Raw genomic sequence first — 20,307 nt, 5'->3', positions numbered from 1 at the left:
CCGATTATTCCTTGAAAGAGGAACAAATTGCGGACTTCCTAAAATTGGCGACTGACAGGCAATTCGGGATAGAAGCGAAGGCCAGGGGAAGGTTAGAATTACGCGGTTCGGATTCGCGTGAATCCATTAAGTATGTCCCTGAGGCATCGTTCTATATGACCAAGAAGTCCGAGATCGAAAACAAGGTTGCAGTGAAGATGGCCCTGGCCGACAAATACCGTCGCATGGCCGTCCGAACCCACAGTGTTCCGGCTAAGGCCAAGTTCCTTCGCCGCAGCGAATGTTTCCAGCGTCAAGCTGGCGTGATCGGCAAAGCCCTCGCTGTCTAACTGACGGCGGGGCAAACCCCATCGGCCAACAAAACCGTTGGCCACCTACCGAACGCAAAACGCTCGGCACGTTTCTGGAACGTCCCGAGCGTTTCTATTCTTCTTAGACGAACTCTCCCGCACAAAGACTAAATTCCAGCGGGAATTAAGCTTTGCCTTACGACGCGGCAACTGTTTTGCTACCAGTTGGTTGCTTCAGCGTGAACTCTGGCAATTTGACGAGCTCGCCACCTTTCATCGTCGATTCGTGAGCGCAGATACCAACGCAGGTCCAGTTGGCGGATGTGACTGCGTTCGGACGTGGGTCGCGATCCTCTAGCAGCGAGTTGATCATCTCGTTAACCAGGTGAGGGTGTGATCCGCCGTGGCCACCACCTTGAATGAACGACAGGTGAGCGGCGTCTTCAATGGACTGGGTGAATTTCTGGATCGGTTCTGGCAACAGGTGAGCGAAGTCTGGAATTTCAACGTGCGAAGCGATTTCCGGCTCAGGCTTCTTGGCGGTATGCAGAACGTGTGGTTCTCCTTCGACCAGCGACCACTCGAAGCTTTGCTTGGTGCCGTAAACATCGAAGCTTTCACGATACTGGCGGGCCGTATCGAATAGGAATCGCCAGATGTGGGCGGCGACGTCGCTGTCCTTAATCTTGATATGGCACGATTCGACTGCGTACGGATTGCCTGACTTCTTAGCCAGTTCGTTGTTAATGCTGCCGGAGCCGAAGCAACTAACGTATTCCGCCAGACCGTCGACCAACCCTAGCACAGGGCTAACAACGTGCGTGGCGTAGTGCATTGGGATCATGCGTTCCCAGTACTCTGGCCAGCCTTCCATGTCTTGTGGATGGGAAGCTTGCATGTACTGGATCTTGCCCAGTTCGCCCGATTCGTAAAGCTGCTTGATGAACAGATACTCGCGGCTGTAGACGACCGTCTCGGCCATCATGTACTTCAGCCCAGTTTCGGCGACTTTCTCGACGATTTGACGGCATTCGTCAATCGTCGTGGCCATGGGCACGGTGCACATGACGTGCTTACCGGCGTCGAGCGCCTTAAGCGACATCCAAGCGTGATCGGGAATAGGCGAGTTGATGTGGACAAAGTCGACGTTCGGGTCGGCCAACACTTCGTCGTAGGAAGTGTATCGCTTTTCGATGCCGAACATGTCGCCAGCTTTTTGCAACGAGGCCTCGTCACGTCGGCAAATTGCGTAAACGTTGGCGTTGGGGTGCGCCTGGTAAATCGGAATAAACTCGGCTCCAAATCCGAGACCGATCATTGCCACGTTAAAAGTCTTGTCACTCATGTTCTGTACCTGGTGGGGTAAAAGACGAGGTGTAGGGCAGAGGGTTTACCCTTTTTAACCTACAAAATAAGCTGATAATAGCCATGAGAAAACCCGCAACTTATTGGAGGTATTTCACAGCGGAGGGAGATTCCCCGCCATAAATAGGCTATCATGCGATTCTCGTGAAACATACTCGTCAATTATTTCCATCCGCTTCCTGCGCCACGAGGACGACTTTATGATCCAGCCTCGCAAAGAGGTTGCCCTGCTCATCGAAACTTCCAATGAATATGCGCGCGGTCTACTCGACGGAGTGGTGCGCTACATGGAGGAATTTCAGCGCTGGTCAATCTTCCTGCCCGAACAAGGCCGTGGGGCGAAGCCCCCGAAGTGGCTTAAGCAGTGGAAAGGAGATGGCATCATAGCCCGGGTTGAAACACCAGAGATCGCCGCCGCGCTTAAGTCAATGGAGATGCCAATCGTTGATGTCAGCGCGGCACGTTTGCTTCCGGAATTGCCCTGGGTTGAAACTGACGATCGTGCAATATGTCAATTGGCGGTCGAGCACTTGCTTCAACGTGGCTTCGCAAATTTCGCGTTCTGCGGCGATTCGTCTTTTGCCTGGAGCAAATGGCGCGAGAAGTACTTCGTCGAAGCGCTCGCCGAACAAGGATACGGCTGCCATGTTCTTGATTTGCCAACCAGCGAAGATGGGAAGGAATCGAATCCTCGGAATTTACAGAAACTAGACCGATGGATCGAACGATTGCCGCAGCCGATAGGGATCATGGCCTGTTACGACATCCGCGGTCAGTTGCTGCTCGAAGCGTGTCGTGAATTAGAAATCGATGTTCCTCGTCAAGTTGCGGTCATTGGTGTCGATAACGATCGACTGTTGTGCGATCTATGTTCGCCGCCTCTTTCTAGTGTGATTCCCGATAGCCGTCGAACCGGTTTCGAGGCGGCGCGATTGCTGGATCACATGATGAAGGGAGAACCGGTTAATCATACGCCACAGCTGATTCCACCGTTGGGCGTGGCGACACGACGTTCGACCGATGTGCTGGCCACCGACGATCCCCTGGTTGGTATGGCGATGCAGTTCATCCGCGAACATGCGTGCGATGGCATCAATGTCGGTGATGTCTTAAAAGCGGTCGACAGCACTCGGCGTGTGCTTGAATACCGCTTCAAACAAATCACCGGTCAGACACCGCACGAAGCCATCGTTCATCAGCGAATCGACAAAGTGCGTCAATTACTGCACGATACCGATCTTAGTATTGGTGATATCGCCGATCGCGCGGGTTTCGAGCATGTCGAGTACATGAGCGCGACGTTCCGCAAAAAGACAGGCCTTTCTCCCACGGCCTATCGACGTAAGGTTCAGCCAAACTAGGTTTGCCGAGCTCACTGCATTGCTTTAAGGCGTGTTAATTCGGCACGTGCGAAATCGACTTCGAACGACGATATATCTCCGTTCTCCATCACCCAGAGAAAGTCCTTTCGTGCTTCTTCAGGTTTGTTGTCCATGAGGGCAAACAGCCCGCGAAAGCAGCGCGGGGCCAGGTACTCGTCATCGTCGTAAACTGGAGTTTGCGCCAGTTCCTCGCGCGAGATCTTTCCCTGCAAGTAATCAACATAAGGTAAAAGGAATTTGTCATCCGAGATCTTGCTGCGTACCGCCTCCAATAACTGAGTTGTTTCGGCTGGCTTTTTGAGAAGTTGAGCGTATAAGCCAACGAAGACAACCATCGTTGTCGTGCTACCTTCGCTGGTTTCTAGCACAGAGAGAAATGTTTGGCATGGCTCGACCGCACTTAGGTCACGCTCCAGCAAACGTACCTCCGCAAGTGTAAACAGAACTTCAAGATCTTGAGGAGCTATTTCCAAGCATGCCGCCAGGTCTTTTTTCGCGGCCGAATACTGTTCCAGGGAGGTGTACGTTTGCGCTCGGATAAGTAGCGTCGTCGCGTCAAACGGCGCCATTTCAACGGAGCGAGTTAAGTCGATAATGGAACCTTCGAGATCACTCAAAAAGAACTTCGCGAGACCACGTCCTTGGTATGCCAACGGGTTGGGTGGTCCGAGTTCGATTGCTTTATCGAAATCGGATATCGCGTCTTCATGGAATTCCCATTGATTCAGCACATTCCCCCGATTGATATAGGCCACCGAAAGTTCAGGGTTGAGAGCGATGGCCTTTTCCAAGTCATCGTACGCTTTTTCTAACTCACCCATTTGCATATAGGTTAGGCCGCGCAGATTGTGTCCAAATGGCGTGTCGGGTGCGAGATGAATGGCTTGGTCTAGGCAGACAATCGCTTTCGCGAATTCCCCCAACTCAAGATGGGCCCGGCCTAAAACAACGAGATTCGCCGAAAAATCGGCCTTGATTTGCTGTGAACGCAAGGCGTCGTGTTTTGCCTCCGCATAACGGCCAAGCTCAATATTGAGCGCGGCACGGCAAGTCCAGGGCTCGAAATAGTCAGGATCAATTCGAATCGCTTCATCAAGATCTCGCTGCGCTTTGTCAAAGTCCCCGAGCTCTCTCCAGGCACTACCTCGGTTACATAGTGCTCGAACTTGCTGCGGATCAGCTGCGAGAACCACATTCAGATCATCAATTGCCTTTTGAAACTGGCGCAAATGCACATATTCGTTTGCCCGGTTGTCGAGAATGACTGGCGAATTGGGTTGTAAGCGTAGTGCTTCATTGAAGCGGGATAACGCTTCCTCGTGTCGATCGAGTTCACTAAGTATCAGACCCAGCTTGTTCTGATAAACAGCATTGTTGGGCTCAAGCTTATCTGCACGTTGGATGTCCGCTAACGCTTTATCGAAGGTTTTCGTCTTGAAGTAAACATCACATCGCAGACGGAACTCTGAGGCACGATCGGGAGGTAACGCAATGGCGCGGTTGATATCACGCAGTGCTTCCGCGAATTTCTCTTGTTTCATTCGGGCGATAGCTCGCAATCGATAGCCGGTATCGTTCTTTGGAGCCAAGTAAGTCAACGTCGATCCGCAGGAAAACGCGGTGTCGTAGTCACCTTCATCGAGCGCTAGTTCACCCAATTCCCGATGTGCTGATGGATTGAGGGGCGAGAGTCGCAGTGTTGTGTTCAGGTCCTGCTTAGCCTCTGGGTACTTTTCCAGTTGACGCCACGAAAGGGCTCGATCAAGGGACGCCATAGCGATGAGCTCTTTATTGGCTGAGGGCGATTTGGTCACGATCTCCAGAAAGCGAGAAAAGTCATCCACCGCCCTTTGATGGTTACCCATGAACTGAGCGGCTGTGGCACGCCCGTATAACGGACCGATTTGATCAGGTTCCGCGGCCAAGACAAAATCGTAGTCATCAATCGCGAGTTGCCAATTCTCCAGATCCTTATAGAGCGAAGCTCTTAGGAATCGGGCTTCCAAGTCGTCGGGAGCTAGGCGAATGGCATGTCCCAGGTCTGCGACCGCGGCCGTGAGTTGCTCGGTAGGGACTTGTTCATTCGGGAATTGGCTGAGATCCACTGGTTGGCTCAATAGCGTCGCTCGCAAGAGATAAGACCTCGCGTTGTCGGGATGTTCCGCGATCTTGCTTGTTAAGAGGTCAATTCCTGGTTTGCCGGCGGGCAATACTTTCGAGCTCTGAACAAAGCCATCCTGATTCGAGCTAATGAAGAGAGTCTTTTCTTTGACAGATTCAACAACATAGCGATCGGCAATGAAAAGCTTTTCAAGCTCATTTCCATCGGCATCAAGCAATGATGTATCTTCGGCAATGATCACCCATTGTCCGGCCTCATATTCTGGCTCGGCGGCCAGCGTCGGAGCACAAAAGAGAAATACGAGTCCAACAATCTGCCGAATGTCGAAACGACACATCACGATGCCTTACTCTGCGGAGAACGAAACGACCGAAGCATGAAGCGACTCCATTCTAAGCGGTTGCCGCTTTGACTGCACATCTTTACACTGAAAAGCCACCGAAACCGCTCCAATATTTGGAAGCGAGTTGCCGATTCTGAGGCTTACGGAACATTCATCTAGGCGAGGCAATGGAATCTTCCTCTACCGTTACATCTGACCAATTGCTGGCGACCATGCATAAGTATTGGGGTTATGAAGGATTTCGCCCCTTACAGCAGGAAGCAATGCAATCGGTACTTAACGATCGGGATTCGGTTGTAGTGATGCCAACGGGTGGCGGTAAGTCGCTCTGTTATCAGGTACCTGCTCTCTGCAAGCCTGGCTTGGCAGTAGTCGCTTCGCCGCTGATCTCGCTGATGAAAGACCAGGTCGATGCTTTGGCAGCGTGTGGTATCCACGCGGCCTGTATCAACAGCACGATCAGCGTAGCGGAACGTCGCGAAATTGCGACCGATATCCGCAGTGGCGATACGAAGATTCTTTACCTAGCGCCAGAGCGGCTTTTGACCGATCGCACGCTAGACTTCCTGGCCGATGCCAACGTCTCTTTCTTTGCCATCGACGAGTCACATTGTATCAGCGAATGGGGACACGACTTTCGTCCTGAGTACCGCATGATGCGGATGTTGAAGGACAGATTCCCTGGCGTTGGCGTGCATGCTTATACTGCTACGGCAACGGAACGTGTGCGGCAAGACATCGCCCAGCAACTGGGGCTAGTGAATCCAGAACTGCTAGTCGGATCGTTCGATCGGCCGAACCTCATGTACCGCGTTGTTCGGCGGAAGGATCGTTTTGCCCAGATTCAGAAAGTGATCGCTCGGCACCCCAACGAATCGGGCATCGTTTACTGTATTCGCCGTGCGGACGTCGAATCGATCGCCGAACAGCTAAACAGTATCGGTGTCAAAGCGTTGCCGTATCACGCCGGTCTCAGCGATGAACAGCGACAAGATCACCAAGATGCGTTCATCAAAGAACGCGTGGACGTGGTGGTGGCCACGGTGGCGTTCGGCATGGGAATCGATAAGTCAAACGTTCGCTATGTGGTGCACGCTGGGATGCCCAAGTCGCTGGAAAGTTACCAGCAGGAAAGTGGCCGAGCCGGGCGTGATAGTTTGGAGGCGGAATGTGTGCTGCTCTATTCCAGCGGCGACATGGTAACCTGGAAGAAGATGCTGGGGGACCTACCCGATTCAGCTCAGAAATCGGCTTTCCACTCGTTAGAGGCGCTCGATCATTTCTGTATTGGAACGGAATGTCGCCACCGAATGCTCGTTAGCTACTTTGGCCAGGAGCTCGAGGACGAAGAGTGTGAGGCCTGCGATGTGTGTCTCGGGACGGTCGACCTGGTGGAGGACGCGATGGTCTTAGGACAGAAGATCTTATCGTGCGTGATCCGAACCGGCGAGCGTTTTGGCGCCGATCACAACGCAAAGGTTTTGTGTGGCTCACGTGATAAGCGGGTGCTGGAATTCGGGCACGACGAACTCAGTACGTACGGATTACTGCAAGATCAAAGCATTCGTGCGGTTCGTACTTGGATCGAGCAGTTGGTTGGACAGCGATTTCTCGCGAAGACCGGCGAGTATAATATCCTCAAGCTAACCGAGAGTGGACGAGAACTGCTGCGAGGGGAAGTAATTCCCAAGCTTACCAAAGCCGAGGCGGACAAATCAGACAGTCCGAAACGAAAAGGGAAAGCCGATGATTGGGAAGGTGTCGATCGCGGCTTGTTCGAGTCGTTGCGAACACTACGACGAGACAAAGCAGCCGAGGCTGGTATCCCAGCGTACATTGTCTTCGGCGATAGCTCGCTAAGGGAGATGGCACGTCATCGACCATCAACGCTCGACAGCTTTCGCCTTATGAAGGGGGTCGGCGACAAAAAATGCCAGGATTACGGTGAGACGTTTACCCAGCACATCGTGGCGTACTGCCGGCAGGAAGGTCTCGAAGTGGATGCGATGGAGACGGAAGTAGTCGCGACTCCCCGTCGAGAGCCTCCAAAGAATCAATCACCTGCTCTGAAAGACGCATTCTCCTTGTTTGCCAAAGGGAAAACCGTAGACGAAGTCGCAGCGATTATCGGCCGCGCGAATACGACCGTTCAGGGCTACCTCGAGCAATTCATCCGAGAACAAAAGTTAGAAGATCCGACGGCCTGGGTCACTGGTGAAACGGCCCGTCGGGTAGAATCAGCCTTGGAAGAGTGTGGGCAACGAGCGCTGAAGCCAATCTTTGAACACCTCGGTGAAGAGGTGAGTTACGAAGAAATCCGTATCGTCGTCGCTTGCCTGCAAAACCGAGAATCGGCTTAAGTAGTTAGTGAACGGTCCCTTGCCCGAAGAACAACCATCCCGACATCCGACGGACGATCGTTCACAAACCGAGCCGTGGTGGTGGGATGGATGCGCCCCGCAAACGTTGGAAGGATGCGGCGTGGGATGTTTGTTGATTCTTTTTTGCTATCCGTTTCTGAAACTGGTGACTTCGGATGAAGATGGTGAGTTTCGCATCCAATGGGCAGACGGGATCGGTTTGATCGTTCTAATTTGCGTGATGCTCGCGTACGAAATCCAGTGGGCCGGGCAACTGAATTTTGTTCAGCAGATTTGGATTTCGCCGCTCATTGGACTAACGTGCGGTGGCTTACTGGCAATCGTTCGTCAAAAGCCAGTCTGGTTTCTCGTGGGACTCAATTTTGTGCCCATCTGGTGGCTTGTCGCCGCGGTGGTGCGATTCTATACAGGACTATGAACTCGGTCAGTAATAGTATTTATTGGCCTGCGCAAGTACAAAGCGAAAACGTTTGATCCGAAAGCAATGCTTCCGAACAAAATATCGCAAGGCCAATCACCTTCTGGTCCGTGCGGCGCGCGGCAGACCTTGCCGTTCTAAAACTTTTCTCTCGAGGTGCCGGTCGAAAGAAAACCGTTCTCGTAAAACTTAAGTGCGAGGTCCACCCCGTTGGGCAGGCATTTTGGCACGCCGGCTTAACCACGCCGGAGGTGAATTGACCGGATTGAATCGTTGACCTCGTAAGTTCGAGACAGGCACAGTGACATGCATACGCTGTCCAGACCATGCCTCACGCATCGGCTGAGTGACTTGATTGAGAAGTTCACAGACACGATTCTTCCAGTCACACGGCATCGGAGACCTCCTGAGGTGATGAGCGTGAGAAACCTGGCCCGCGTGACGCGAGCGGTAAGAACGGAATGAATACATCAATTGCGCGCTGACAGGCACGCGCAGTCCATTTCCCGAAGTAGACCCCAAACCACCAAGATAGGTTCTCCCGCTTTCGACAAATTCATCCCATCTACCTATGCAAGGAGACTGAAGAGATTCGAAACAAGCGATCGAAAGCGGCAAGCTACGGGGCCTCGCTGATTGAAAGTGGAATATTAATCAAGGGAAACAGATCACGGGGAAAGATCGAAGGATGTTGCGATTGGCCAGCGGCCGCGGCATCTTGGGGCACGGTCGCTTCTACATACTGCGCGGCTTCGTTCAAAGTGATTTGGCCATCGCCGTTACCACCATATTCAATCAGATCGGCCTGGCCGGATAGTCCTTCAACTAATCGCGCGGTAAAACGACCAAGTTTGCGATCGCGTGACTCGAACGCTTCTTCATCTCCTTCCGAGGCGGTAATCGTAAGGATGACATCTTCTTCCATTGCCCGCAGCATGACTTTTAAATCATCCTGACGTAATGGCTGTATGGCACCACTGTGGCAGGTGTCGAGGATCGCAACCTTCCGGCAGGGGAGCCCAGCGAAATATTGTTGAAACGCGTCGGATGAAATGCAACGCTCGTACCTCCGACCAGCGACATCGGCGAAACGGCTATCGCTCGTCAGGAAGAAGTACCGCTTGGTTTCGACATCTCGAACACCGTGTCCTGAGAGGAAGAATAACACGACATCCTGCGGACGAGCCGTGTCACGCAGACGTTGCCACATACTATCGGCTGCCACATTCCAAAGAGGCTGCGTAACGCTGGAATCGGTTAGAACTATTGTTTCAACCTTCGCTTGTTTCGCGTACTTCTCCATGGTATCGACGAATGCCCGCGCATTTGCCGCTGCAAAATCCAGCTGGGGGATCTGCTGGTCGTCGTAATGGCTGATACCGGCGGCGATCACGAAGATGCGGGGCGGTGAAACTGGTTCTGGAACGCTCCGCGACGTCGTGAGCGACTGCGAAGCCAAGATCCCGTCGGTAGTCCCGGCGACCACGTCAAAGCGAATTCGTTCGTCAGGGGGTAGGGGCATTCGCCAACGAAACTTATGCTCGTCATTCGTGAGATAATCCGAGGGAGACGCTTCCAGGGAAATGAGCTCTAAAGCGGGAACCCCGTTGGCAAATGCCTTAGGGGGAACTAACTCTGCACCTGGCGGCACCGTAATGGTTGCTTCCAAAAAGGTCGCCGCATCGGTGAGTCGTTGGTCTGTGGTCGGCGTCTCAATGGTGACCTGGGGGCGTAGTGAGGCCAACGCTTCCAAGCGATGATGAAGATCGAACGGGACCGTCGCTTTGGCAACCTTCATCGCTTCCGACAAACTACCTGCCGGTAATAGGCGTTCCATGACGCGCGGTTTTTCAAGTTTCTGACGGAGTTCGGCAGCCAGGAAGAACTCGGGTACCTGGTCAATTCCCTTGTTGATCTGCCAACCGAAGATGCGATGCCCGTTAAACGAAGCATCGTAATAGCCATATGGCGTCCAAAAGGCCCATTCACGTTGTGCGGTCATTGCCAAAGAGGCCAACGGTTGCCACGCCGGGTGAAGGAAGAACGGTTTCTGGGCGGTACCATTGCGCGTAATTTGAAAGCGGAACATCGTCTCACCGGTTGCTTCCTGTAAGACGTTGACGATTTCATCTGCCTTTTCGATGGTTTTCTCACCGCTGGCTGCTTGGTCATCACTTGAGTCATTACGAACTCCGACCGAATGAATCACGTCTCCTTCACGTACGCCTCGGTAAAAAAGCGGTCCGTCGGCAATGATATTTCGAACGACTAATTGGTTCTCGACGATCTCAAACTCCGCTCCCCAGAGGTTCTGGATTTCGGAAGCTGCGTCTTTCTCGGTAAGTTTCCAGAGATTTACCAGCCCATCATCACTGGCCGTCGCTAAGTAACGTTGGTCGACCGAAACCCCCACACTTCGCACCGCCGAAGAGTGGCCGCGGAATTCACGGACGACGGTTACGTTCTTCGGATCCGAGATATCGAGGAGATACGCGTGATTTCGACCCACGGTTCCCACAACAATCCACGAAGGGACTTCTCGTCGCTCTCCGCGAGCTAACCAGCATGCCGACGTAATTCTTGATGTTCCGAGAATCGATTCGGGGATCTCACAGTAGACCTGATTGTTCTGCATGATCTGATAGACATACTTTGTCCCTCGGTCGACGGCTTGCTGTCGCAGTGACCATGTGCCTGACCATGGATTCGCAGGAACCACGGGAGGTGTCGGTTGGGGAACGGAATACTGCCGCTTCATGGTATCGAAACCGACCGTTTCACCGTTGTCGGATTGCGGTTGAATTACTAGGCGGTAATCGACATCAAGTGTGAACGCGACCTTGCCCGGGGTGATCAGAGACGTGGTCAGGCGAACGGCTTTGTCAAGCTGTGCAATTTCGTAGACATCGACAGCTTGTTCTTGGGTAACGGCGAGGTACTTTCCATCTGGGCGGAAAGCGCAGGAAGTCGCGACAGAATCGAGCGAAATCGTCGAAAGTAAAGAGGGTTGGGCATTGTTCGCCCAATTCCAAACTTTCAATTCAAATGGTCCTTGAGGCGATTTCGCTAGAATTGCAGCCACCTTCATACCATCCGCGGAAATCGAAACGTCGCGGACATTGGCATTCGTCACGGTTGACGAAGAGTACGCTCCGTTTTTCGTATCGGCTAACGCAAGCCGACTAGCGTCGCTGATGTCCGCGGCAACGATTCGTTGGCCCGACGCATCGCATGCCATCGCTCCGATGCCCCCAGGGAATTCTTGTACGATGGCTGTTACGAGCGTTGCCGTGCCCTTTTCCTTCCAGCGACCGATTCTCCAGTAGGGAATACCTTGATCAGTGCGAACGGCGACAGGGAAGTAGAGGATGCCATTATCACTTGAAGCAAGCTGGCTTCCTCGCAATCGCCAAGGCCGCAGCGATCCGTTGGGATCCTTTAGTGCGTCCTTCGGCTCTGGAACCAGTGAGAATTCCCACTTGCCGGTCTGCGGATTGGCGGTCCAGGCTTGTATGTTTCCCTCGGAATCCAAACTGAACAGATGCGATCGGGACGCGGTCAGGTCGAGAATCTGGGAACGGGCCCCTTTGTCGACGTCGAACAATGTTCGCTCGTAAGCCATGCGTCCTTCATCCGCCAAGACAATTTCGCCCGTCAAGGCTGAGGCTCCGATTCCAGCGAAGGCGAATTTGCCATGTAGCGGTGCAATCGTGTGGATGTCACCCCGTGTTGCTCGCTGTACTTGCCATCGAACGGGCGTTTCGTATATCCAACGTTGCGGTTGACCAGCTTGGCGAGGAGCAGCAATCCAGCTATGCACCATCTTGTCGTTTCCACCTGCCAAGAGATGCTTTCCGTCGCGTGTAAAGCACACGGTTTGGAGAGGGGCGGTGGGGCCGCTTAGGCTTAACCGTAGCCAAGGAGGATCTTCTGGTACGGCTACTTGTTGTACGACTTCAAACTGGGGAAGTTGTTCCTCGCCAGGTAGTTGAGCTGCATCGCTCGGAGATTCTGCAAGGTGGTCTTGATCGTTTTTCGCAGGCGTTGTGACCGGCAAGCCCGGCACTTCCGCTTCCAAGGGGAGGGAATCGTGCGAGAAAGTTGGCAACGATGCCTGTCCCGGCAGGATACTCTCAGAAGGCAAGTCGACTTGCGCGCAGAGTTGCGCTGGGACACTCAGAAGGAATAAGAAGATGAATTTGCGAACCAAATCGGGCATCACGCTCTTTCGGAATAGACGTTCCCCAGTCGCTGGGATGAAGTTTACAATGACCAACGAATTTTTGGCCAGTGAATTTTTGACTCTTTTCTGGCGGCGATTGAGCAAGGTGTTTGTCATGGCTTGGTTTCGATGCGTTCGTTTTTCCGCTGGTAAATTGGCTCTATTGGCCATTATCGGGGTTTTGTGCGGCGCGTCCCAAATTTTTGCCCAAACTGGAGCCGCGGCGGCGCTCGACTCGATATTCAATGTGCGAACCGCGCCTGATGCCAAGAGTATGGGGATTTTTCAAGGAAGCTTCTTAGACGCCATCCGACCAGAAAGCCCCGGAATGCAAATCGCATTCGTGGTCGATACCACGGAGAGCATGACCGGACAATTAGCTGGGATTAAAGAAAAGATCCCCCAAGTGGTTGCCGACTTGAAACGCGCAACCAACGGTAAGGTGGAAGTTGCCGTGATTGCCTATGCCGACAGCGGGCAAGGTCAAAAGCCATTGGTTGGGGTGAAGGATGGCTTTGTATCGGATGACGCGAAATTCAAAACACTAGTCGAGAATCTTCAGCCACAATCGGGTCGACCCTATTTCCCGGAAGCAGTCGACTTGGCGGTCTTTAAGACCATTCAAGAACTCCCTTGGTCGAAAGACGAGAAAATGACCCGTTGGCTGATGCTAATCACCGACGCCCCACCTTACGATTCTTCGTTTAACGAACCGACGACACAATCGAAGCGTTGGTACGAAACCGACGCGTTGGTCAATCTAGCGAATCAGCGAGGTATCTCAATTCACGGACTACTTTGTGAAAGCCGCGCTGACGAGAAGGAAGCGTTTGAAGCGTCCGTAGATAAACTACGTGACTTCATGGGGCAACTGACGTCTCGGACCGGCGGACTGATGCTCGATTTGTCGTTCTCCCAGATCAAGGAAAAAGTGGCCAGTGCGGCGAAACGCCCTCGAGCAGATTTCGCGTTTGTGGGGGAAATCACGGAGAAAGATATCGAGAATGTCCGAAAAAGTGCCCAAGATAAATTTGGCGATATGAAGTCGCTTCGAGTTGCCGTGATGCCCCATGTGCCATGGGATGCGATGACCTTCTATCATGAAGAGCCAGGCGTCCAGTTCGCGACACAGTTGCGATATTCACTCGGGCGTTTGCCGGGGATCAAAACAGTCTCAAGTCGGGATATCGAGTCCGAGTTTCTGCGTCTGAAATCGGGGCCGGTCGATCAATCGCAGTGGCCACAAGCACTGTGTCTACGGCTGCGGGCCGATGTGCTGATCATCGGCGATTTGCGCGTGATTCGCGATTCGTTCGACGTGCAGTCGAAGCTATATACTCCGAAGTCGGACACGCCCGTCGCTGCGGTCGCTGCGAGTGGAACCCAAGACGTGCTGATGGCTTCTTACATGAAAGCGATCAGCGAAACACGAGCGGCGGCTGGCCCGATGGGCTTGCTGGTTAAGGCGGTCAACAGCGAACAAGCAAGCGATCTTCGTCAGTTTTGGCCAGGTGCTTTAGGAAAGCTCGATGCTCAACAAAAGGCGAGTCTGATTTCTGCAATGGATATGATCGAAAAGTCGCTCGATATTTCAGTAGAACCATCGATTCGGGTAGACGATCTGCAGACCGCTTTTCAGCTGCTCAATCCTTTGGCGAAAGATCCCGAGGCAACGTCCTTTACGTATACATTGCTGGCCAGTGCCCATTACAACATGGCGAAGACGCAGGAAGAGATCGGTGAAACGAATTCCGCGAAGGAAAATATGCAGTATGCGATTGGCTATCTGACAAAAGCGTTTGATGGCCGTCGCGAGCTGAACGATCGATTGCTTCAGGCCGAGATCGAAGCGGATTACTCGTTACTGGTTCGTAAAGACTACGCCGCCGCGGTCCGTCGGTATCAATCGATCACTGAGTTCAGTGAAGCTTCGCTGCTAAAAATGGCGCTTCGGGCGCATTGGATGCTGGCAGGTATCGAGTGTGGTGATTGGGGCGCGGCGTCAAGCAAAGATTTCAAGCCGAGCCCTGCGGCAGCTCGAAAACAACTGATCGACATCCTAGCGTTTTGGCCCGAGTCAGAAGAGGCTCGAGTGATTCATAAATACATGCGTTGGAACGACGATAACGGCCAAACGGGGACGCCTTATTTCCCGAAAGAAGGCGAGCTACTGCTGACTGCCAACTAGTCGATCACCAGTGCGACAGTAATCTGCGCTATTGCCCAGCGGCTAGCACCAACTGGACGAAGTTCCACCAAGTAGTCGTTCCATCTTCCGATAAGGTCACAACATCGGCGTCGTTGATTGAGAGCCGCACAAATTTGATTCGCTCCCCTTGGGAAGGCAAGATCCCCTGGGGAACGAACGGCTGTTTCGTCAGGTCGATGACAAAGAGACCGCCATCCTCGTTGACATAAACTAGCCAACGGCTATCGGACGAGATATCAAAGTCTTCGACAACGCCCGTGATATCGGGCGGTTGAAGTGAAGAAAGCGTTCCTGTTTTGGGTTCAATGATCGAAAGTGGTCGGGCGGGATTTTCCGTCGTGTAAGCGAGAAACTTTCCATCATCCGATAAACGAGCGGTCAACAGAGGCGAGCTAAGTGACTCGACCTTGCTCGACTTGGCGATACCACCATCGGTTGGAATCTGCAGACGTATTACCTGGCTGTCGGTAAACACATACAAGACGCTTTCTGAGAGGGGAAGGATCGAAATGATCTCTTCGTCGAAATCCGCGATCTTAAAATCGGTTGCCGACGCCTCACTCACATCATTGGCTGGCCATCGTCCGCCGTCCCCTGATTGCCCCATTGCAAAGCAGTATTTGCTGCTCGGGTCAAAGGCCACGGCATCGACTCGCGTCGCGAAGGAAGACATCGACAACTTCGTCACCGGCTTGTCGCCTGTCGTAATCGTGAGCAGCGTAACCGATTGGTGGTCCTGACCAACCAAAATCGATTTACCGTCAGGTGAAAGAGTGGAGCAGGTAATCTGGCGATACGCGACGACTTTTGGCAGACCAAGATCGATCTCGTATGGCTTGCCCGATTTGTCCAGCGAAATCACCTCCGCTACGCTGTCTTGCATTAAAACGGCCCACGGAATCTGATCCGGAAGGTGGATCTGATTTGGTAACGTGGAAATGGTGACGTGCGTCGCCTCCGATTTGGGTTCGGCTAGTTCCAGTAGTCCAAGGACGCTCGTTGCATCGCCACTGAGGGCTGTGGCAATACGATTATCTCGTGGTGAGTGCGTGATGGCATCAGGATCACCCTGCAGTTCGATAGTCTCGGGAGTTGGCTTATCCTTCAGTTCAGGATAAATCGATGCTGCCGTGGAAAACAGCTTCTGGGCTTCTTCCCAATTCCCTCCGGTCGCCAGTTCGGTCACTTTCTCCAACATGGCTGCCGCATCGATCGGTTTCAACGCGACTTTCCAGTCATCTCTCACGAGTTGATCGTAGGTGAACTCTTGATCGAGCGGCTGATATAAGACATTGGTGGAAGTTGCTTTGATACGTACTTTGTCAGTCGGCAAGAGATTGATATCGGCAACCGATTGACCATCGGAGTCGAGATCATCTCGTGGTGATGTAGGGACGATCGAAAGGGTGTAGTTAGTCTGTTCTGGCTCAAAGACAATCGCGTGAGGCTGCGGTTGAGGATCGTTGTTCCCTGGCTCGCTGCCATTATTGCTGAAGATTCCCCACACGATTGCAGCGACCAGCAAGAGAACGACGACACTGCCACCCAACAGAGCAGGCCAGGGAAGGGGTCTACTTTTCGGCTGGACGGGCTCAGACGGAGCGGCGATTGCTTTGGCGAACTCGACGCAGGTCGCATAACGTTGTTTAGGATCGGTCGAAGTTGCTCGCGCGAGTACTTCTCTTTCGTGATCGGTGACGAGTGGGAAACGGAGTTTGCCGCGAACGTGGATATCGACTAACTCGGCGAATGATACGGTCGGCTCGAAGGGAAGCGTACCAGTTCTCAGTTGGTAATAGGTAATTGCCAGGGCATATTGATCGGAGCTATGCGATGGCATCCGTTTGATCGATTCCGGCGACATGTAACACAAGCTGCCCACGACACTGGTCGCTTCGGTATCGTATTCTCCGAAAGCGGCCGCGACGCCGAAGTCGCCGACCAGCACAGAATCGCCGGCGAACAGCAGATTAGCAGGCTTGATGTCGCGGTGCTGGATGCCGACCATTTCGCCACCGACATTGTGCACAGGCGAATTTAGATAGTCGATGCCCCGAGCAGCTTGCAACATGTAATCGATCAATTGCTCGCGCGGGATGCCACCTTCCCCTTGGCTTTTAAGCCGCTCTTCAAGGCTCCCTTCGGCGAGAGACATGCTGACCACAAGGTATTGTGGGTTCTGCATGACTTGCGTAGCCTCGATGGCGAGCGTCTGGGAGGGGGCTTCGCGAGATTGATTGCGAATCAAGAGGTCGATTTCGTGATCGTCGAGAACCCCTCCGTCTTGCCCCAGCAACCACATCGCGTTCACTGAGCACAAGTTTGCGTGTTTGATCCGTTTTACCGCTTGTATCGATTTTAGCTCGCGGATGCCGGTCTTCTGCTGCAGGGCGATGAATTTCAAAGCGACGAGAGTTCCGCCAGGTCCGTCGGCTGCCCAAACTTCACCGAATTGGCCGCGACCTAGGAATCTTTCCAGCCGATAACCGGGGATCGGTCGTTCTCCCTGACTAAACATTCCCAGCTTCCTGGATGGGGGTACATGAGTGGAACCACGTATCTTCTAGCATACGTTGAAGTTTCGACCCAATCCTTACTAGGAAGCAAGCGGAATTAAAGAGAAATTTGGAACCAAGTCCATCGCAGCGGGCAGAGATGCCCAAGAATGACAAAAGCACGTCGACGTCGCGCTAGGGAGAAAACGCAACGTCGACGTGCTCGGAGGCAGACCAGCTGATGCTTACAATTCCTGAGCTTGAATCATCCAGAGGTGCTTTTCTAGGGCGCTAGAAATGGCAATCAGCATGTCCTGACTCACGAGATCTAGGTCGTCCAGTTTCTCGATACCTCCACGAAGCTCGCCGATCGTCGTTTGCAGGGCGTCGGCAACCGCTTGAATGGTGCCGTCGACGCCGACGAAACCGGTGTCGTACGACTTAAGCGGTGTTTCCTTTGCGACCGTTGCTGAACGGCCATCCGGTGAAAATCCGATCATCACGATTCGTTCCGCGACTTCATCGGATGCATCGCGGGTAGTCAAGATAATCTCGTCGAGCTGTAAGTGGATCGAGCGAAAGTTCTTTCCAACGACGTTCCAGTGAGCTTGTTTGAGGGTTAGCGAAAGGTCGATTAAAGCGATCAGATTCTTCTGAAGTTCGTCGGAAGTTGGCTTCGCTTTATCTTCGGGCAAGACGTGTCGCTTAAATTTCATAGTCACGATAAATCTCCTGGTTGTTGACACGGGAACGGTGAGTCCATCGACGATGTTGGTATCGAAAGACATCGCCCAATAGTGAAAATCGTGTGCCAGGAAGACGCAAAACTGCGGCCGATACCGCGATATCTACGGCAGCCCGCGGCAATTCCCGAGAGAGTCGCTTCTGTATTTGTTCGGAGGCAGAGGCCAGGACGACAGTCGGCTGGTTTCGGTTCAACCAGCTTGGCGTTAACGAGGACGGTTAGGGGAAAACCACACCTTTAATAACACCGTAGTATGAGGTGAAGAAAACCAGTTTAGGAGTTTTACAGTGCGAGGGACGAATCGGCCATTTCCGATTCTCGCGAGATCATTTACAATTTAGCAAATCCCTGGCCAGGAGGCGTTTATGCCAAAATTGTTAGTCATCGATGACGATCGAACCGTTCACCGTTTGGTGGAAAAGACCTTCGAAGAGACTGGTGTCACAACCATATGTTGCGGCGTCGCAGAAGACGGTTTGAATCTCATCCGCACCGAATCTCCCGATGCCCTACTTCTGGACATTATGCTTCGCGAAGCGAACGGTCTGGAATTGGCCACTCAGATTCGCCATTTAGATCCAAAGTTGCCCATTATCTTCATCACCGCGATGAATGACAGTGATACGGCAATTCAGGCGATGTCGCGCGGTGCCTATGACTATTTGCTGAAACCCCTCAATAAGCAAGAAGTCCAAGACCTAGTTGAGCGAGCGTTTGACACGCGTCGCTTGATGCAGTCGCCCGTTCATATGCAGGAAGCCACTTCCTCGAACGAACAAGGCGATTTGCTGGTTGGCCGCAGCCAGGGGATGCTGGACGTCTACAAAAAGATTGGGCGGGTGGCTCCCCAGGACGTCGCCGTCCTGATCCTCGGAGAAAGTGGTACGGGTAAAGAGCTTATTGCTCGCGCAATCTACCACCACAGCAGTCGCCGCAATGAGTGCTTTATGGCGATTAACTGCGCTGCCTTATCCGACACCTTGCTCGAAAGCGAGCTGTTTGGACATGAAAAAGGGGCGTTCACCGGGGCCGATCGACGACACATCGGTAAATTCGAACAGTGCAATGGCGGCACAATCTTCCTCGATGAAATCGGGGATATGTCACCTTCGACTCAGAGTAAGGTTCTACGGCTTTTGCAGGAGCAAAAGTTTGAGCGGGTTGGCGGTACTGAAACCATCGAGACCGATGTCCGGATCATCTCGGCTACCAATCGCGACTTAGAGCAAATGATCGAGGATGGTGAATTCCGCTTAGACCTTTACCATCGATTGAATACGTTCCAAATTAACCTTCCGCCTCTGCGAGAACGTGGTGCGGATGTCCAATTGCTGCTAGAGCATTTCCTGGCGCGTTTCAATAAATCGTTGAAAAAGCATATCTCGGGCATCTCGGACGAAGCGGTACAGATGCTGTTGTCCTACCCTTGGCCAGGAAATATTCGCGAACTGCAGGCTATCCTCCGTAAAGCGATGCTGATGGCAGTTGGCCCTGTGCTTGTTCCAGAGTTCTTTCCCACAGAATTGCATGGCAACGGAGAAGCATCACCGATTCCGGTCGATAATCGGCCAGTTGGAACGCCAGGTGAAGACTTCCAGCAGTTTTTAGGTGAATTAGAAGCTGCCAGCTCGACCGAGATGTACGCAGAGGCATTGGAGTGGATGGAGCGGCAACTTATCACACGCGTGCTGACGGCCACTGAAGGCAATCAATCGAAAGCGGCCGAAAAGCTGGGGATCACGCGAGGAAGTTTGCGTAACAAGATTCGCTCGCTAAACATCTCAATTGATCATGTGATTAGTTCCGACGAATAGCATCGCCAGTTCTTGAAGTGCCGAACGTTTGAACTCGTCCTAACTTGAACGATTGAGTTTGGCGATTTCGAAGGCGGCCCATGCTTTCACGCACTTCTAACATGCGAAATAGGTACGTGGTAAGGCGTCGCCGCCAAGCAACATCTTCAACCTGATCGATCAATGCCCGAAAACGACGAATCATTCGTTCTTCTGTTTGAATGATTTCGCACATCACGTATCGGGAGTGAGCTGGATCGCCGAACTTTCGGAGCCGTTGTCCAAGGGCACGAATCTGATTGAGAAACGGTGTGGCCAGAGGAGTTTGTTCGCTAATATCTGATTTCGCGAGTTTGCGTAATTGAACTTCGAGTTCAGCGTGCTGATTGGCGACTTCATACAAGTTCATGGCAGTATCGCCGTCTGCTATTTTCCCGGCTGAATCGACCAAGATCTGTTGGTATTCGCGGAGCCCCTCAATGATCTCCGCCAAGATCATTTGGTGATTAGACCCAGGCGTTTGACATGCATCCATCTCAAAA

At 52.8% G+C, this 20,307-nt stretch carries 12 protein-coding genes; 6 read left to right on the top strand and 6 right to left on the bottom strand.

The features are described 5' to 3' along the window. Positions 1 to 155: 155 nt before the first annotated feature. On the top strand, positions 156 to 329 hold the full coding sequence (locus C5Y83_RS29530) for a hypothetical protein (RefSeq protein WP_158262577.1): 174 nt from the start codon (positions 156 to 158) through the stop codon (positions 327 to 329). 157 nt (positions 330 to 486) lie between these two features. On the opposite strand, the gene C5Y83_RS28430 is transcribed toward C5Y83_RS29530, so the two are convergent. Further along, complete coding sequence (locus C5Y83_RS28430; RefSeq protein WP_105333208.1) at positions 487 to 1,635, bottom strand: Gfo/Idh/MocA family protein; 1,149 nt, start codon at positions 1,633 to 1,635, stop codon at positions 487 to 489. A gap of 220 nt (positions 1,636 to 1,855) precedes the next feature. On the opposite strand from C5Y83_RS28430, the gene C5Y83_RS28425 reads away from it, so the two are divergent. Continuing rightward, positions 1,856 to 3,016 (top strand): xylose operon transcription regulator XylR, encoded by a 1,161-nt coding sequence (locus C5Y83_RS28425; RefSeq protein ID WP_105333207.1) that lies wholly within the window; start codon positions 1,856 to 1,858, stop codon positions 3,014 to 3,016. 11 nt (positions 3,017 to 3,027) lie between these two features. Here C5Y83_RS28425 and C5Y83_RS28420 read toward each other — a convergent pair whose 3' ends face one another. After that, positions 3,028 to 5,496 (bottom strand): tetratricopeptide repeat protein, encoded by a 2,469-nt coding sequence (locus C5Y83_RS28420; RefSeq protein ID WP_105333206.1) that lies wholly within the window; start codon positions 5,494 to 5,496, stop codon positions 3,028 to 3,030. A 173-nt stretch (positions 5,497 to 5,669) separates the two neighbouring features. Between C5Y83_RS28420 and recQ the strand changes: the two genes are divergently transcribed. Further along, positions 5,670 to 7,862 (top strand): DNA helicase RecQ, encoded by a 2,193-nt coding sequence (gene recQ / locus C5Y83_RS28415; protein ID WP_105333205.1) that lies wholly within the window; start codon positions 5,670 to 5,672, stop codon positions 7,860 to 7,862. A gap of 19 nt (positions 7,863 to 7,881) precedes the next feature. Further along, entirely contained in the window at positions 7,882 to 8,301 is a 420-nt protein-coding gene (locus C5Y83_RS28410; RefSeq protein ID WP_146117963.1) for a hypothetical protein, read from the top strand. A 619-nt stretch (positions 8,302 to 8,920) separates the two neighbouring features. Here the strand turns inward: C5Y83_RS28410 and C5Y83_RS28405 are convergent. Beyond that, a complete protein-coding gene (locus C5Y83_RS28405) occupies positions 8,921 to 12,520 on the bottom strand; it encodes a caspase family protein (RefSeq protein ID WP_158262576.1) in 3,600 nt (1,199 codons plus the stop codon). Positions 12,521 to 12,638: 118 nt separating this feature from the next. Here C5Y83_RS28405 and C5Y83_RS28400 point away from each other — a divergent pair, with 118 nt between their 5' ends. Further along, positions 12,639 to 14,711 (top strand): vWA domain-containing protein, encoded by a 2,073-nt coding sequence (locus tag C5Y83_RS28400; RefSeq protein WP_158262575.1) that lies wholly within the window; start codon positions 12,639 to 12,641, stop codon positions 14,709 to 14,711. A 28-nt stretch (positions 14,712 to 14,739) separates the two neighbouring features. Here C5Y83_RS28400 and C5Y83_RS28395 read toward each other — a convergent pair whose 3' ends face one another. Continuing rightward, positions 14,740 to 17,250 carry a WD40 repeat domain-containing serine/threonine protein kinase gene (locus C5Y83_RS28395; protein ID WP_105333202.1) on the bottom strand — a complete coding sequence of 837 codons (2,511 nt, stop codon included), beginning with the start codon at positions 17,248 to 17,250 and terminating at the stop codon, positions 14,740 to 14,742. Between the two features lie 222 nt (positions 17,251 to 17,472). Next, positions 17,473 to 17,943: a Dps family protein gene (locus tag C5Y83_RS28390; RefSeq protein WP_105333201.1), complete on the bottom strand. Its 471-nt coding sequence runs from the start codon at positions 17,941 to 17,943 to the stop codon at positions 17,473 to 17,475. Positions 17,944 to 18,337: 394 nt separating this feature from the next. On the opposite strand from C5Y83_RS28390, the gene C5Y83_RS28385 reads away from it, so the two are divergent. Next, positions 18,338 to 19,786 (top strand): sigma-54-dependent transcriptional regulator, encoded by a 1,449-nt coding sequence (locus C5Y83_RS28385; RefSeq protein WP_105333200.1) that lies wholly within the window; start codon positions 18,338 to 18,340, stop codon positions 19,784 to 19,786. Here C5Y83_RS28385 and C5Y83_RS28380 read toward each other — a convergent pair. Beyond that, positions 19,770 to 20,300, bottom strand: coding sequence for a hypothetical protein (locus tag C5Y83_RS28380; RefSeq protein ID WP_105333199.1), 531 nt, complete (start codon positions 20,298 to 20,300; stop codon positions 19,770 to 19,772). The two genes, C5Y83_RS28385 and C5Y83_RS28380, sit on opposite strands and share 17 nt — an antisense overlap. Between the last annotated feature and the right edge of the window lie 7 nt (positions 20,301 to 20,307).

The organism is Blastopirellula marina (assembly GCF_002967765.1).
Taxonomy (GTDB): Bacteria; Planctomycetota; Planctomycetia; order Pirellulales; family Pirellulaceae; genus Bremerella; species Bremerella marina_A.
The sequence above is the reverse complement of the archived record's forward strand: the minus strand, read 5'-3'. Positions and strand labels throughout refer to the sequence as shown.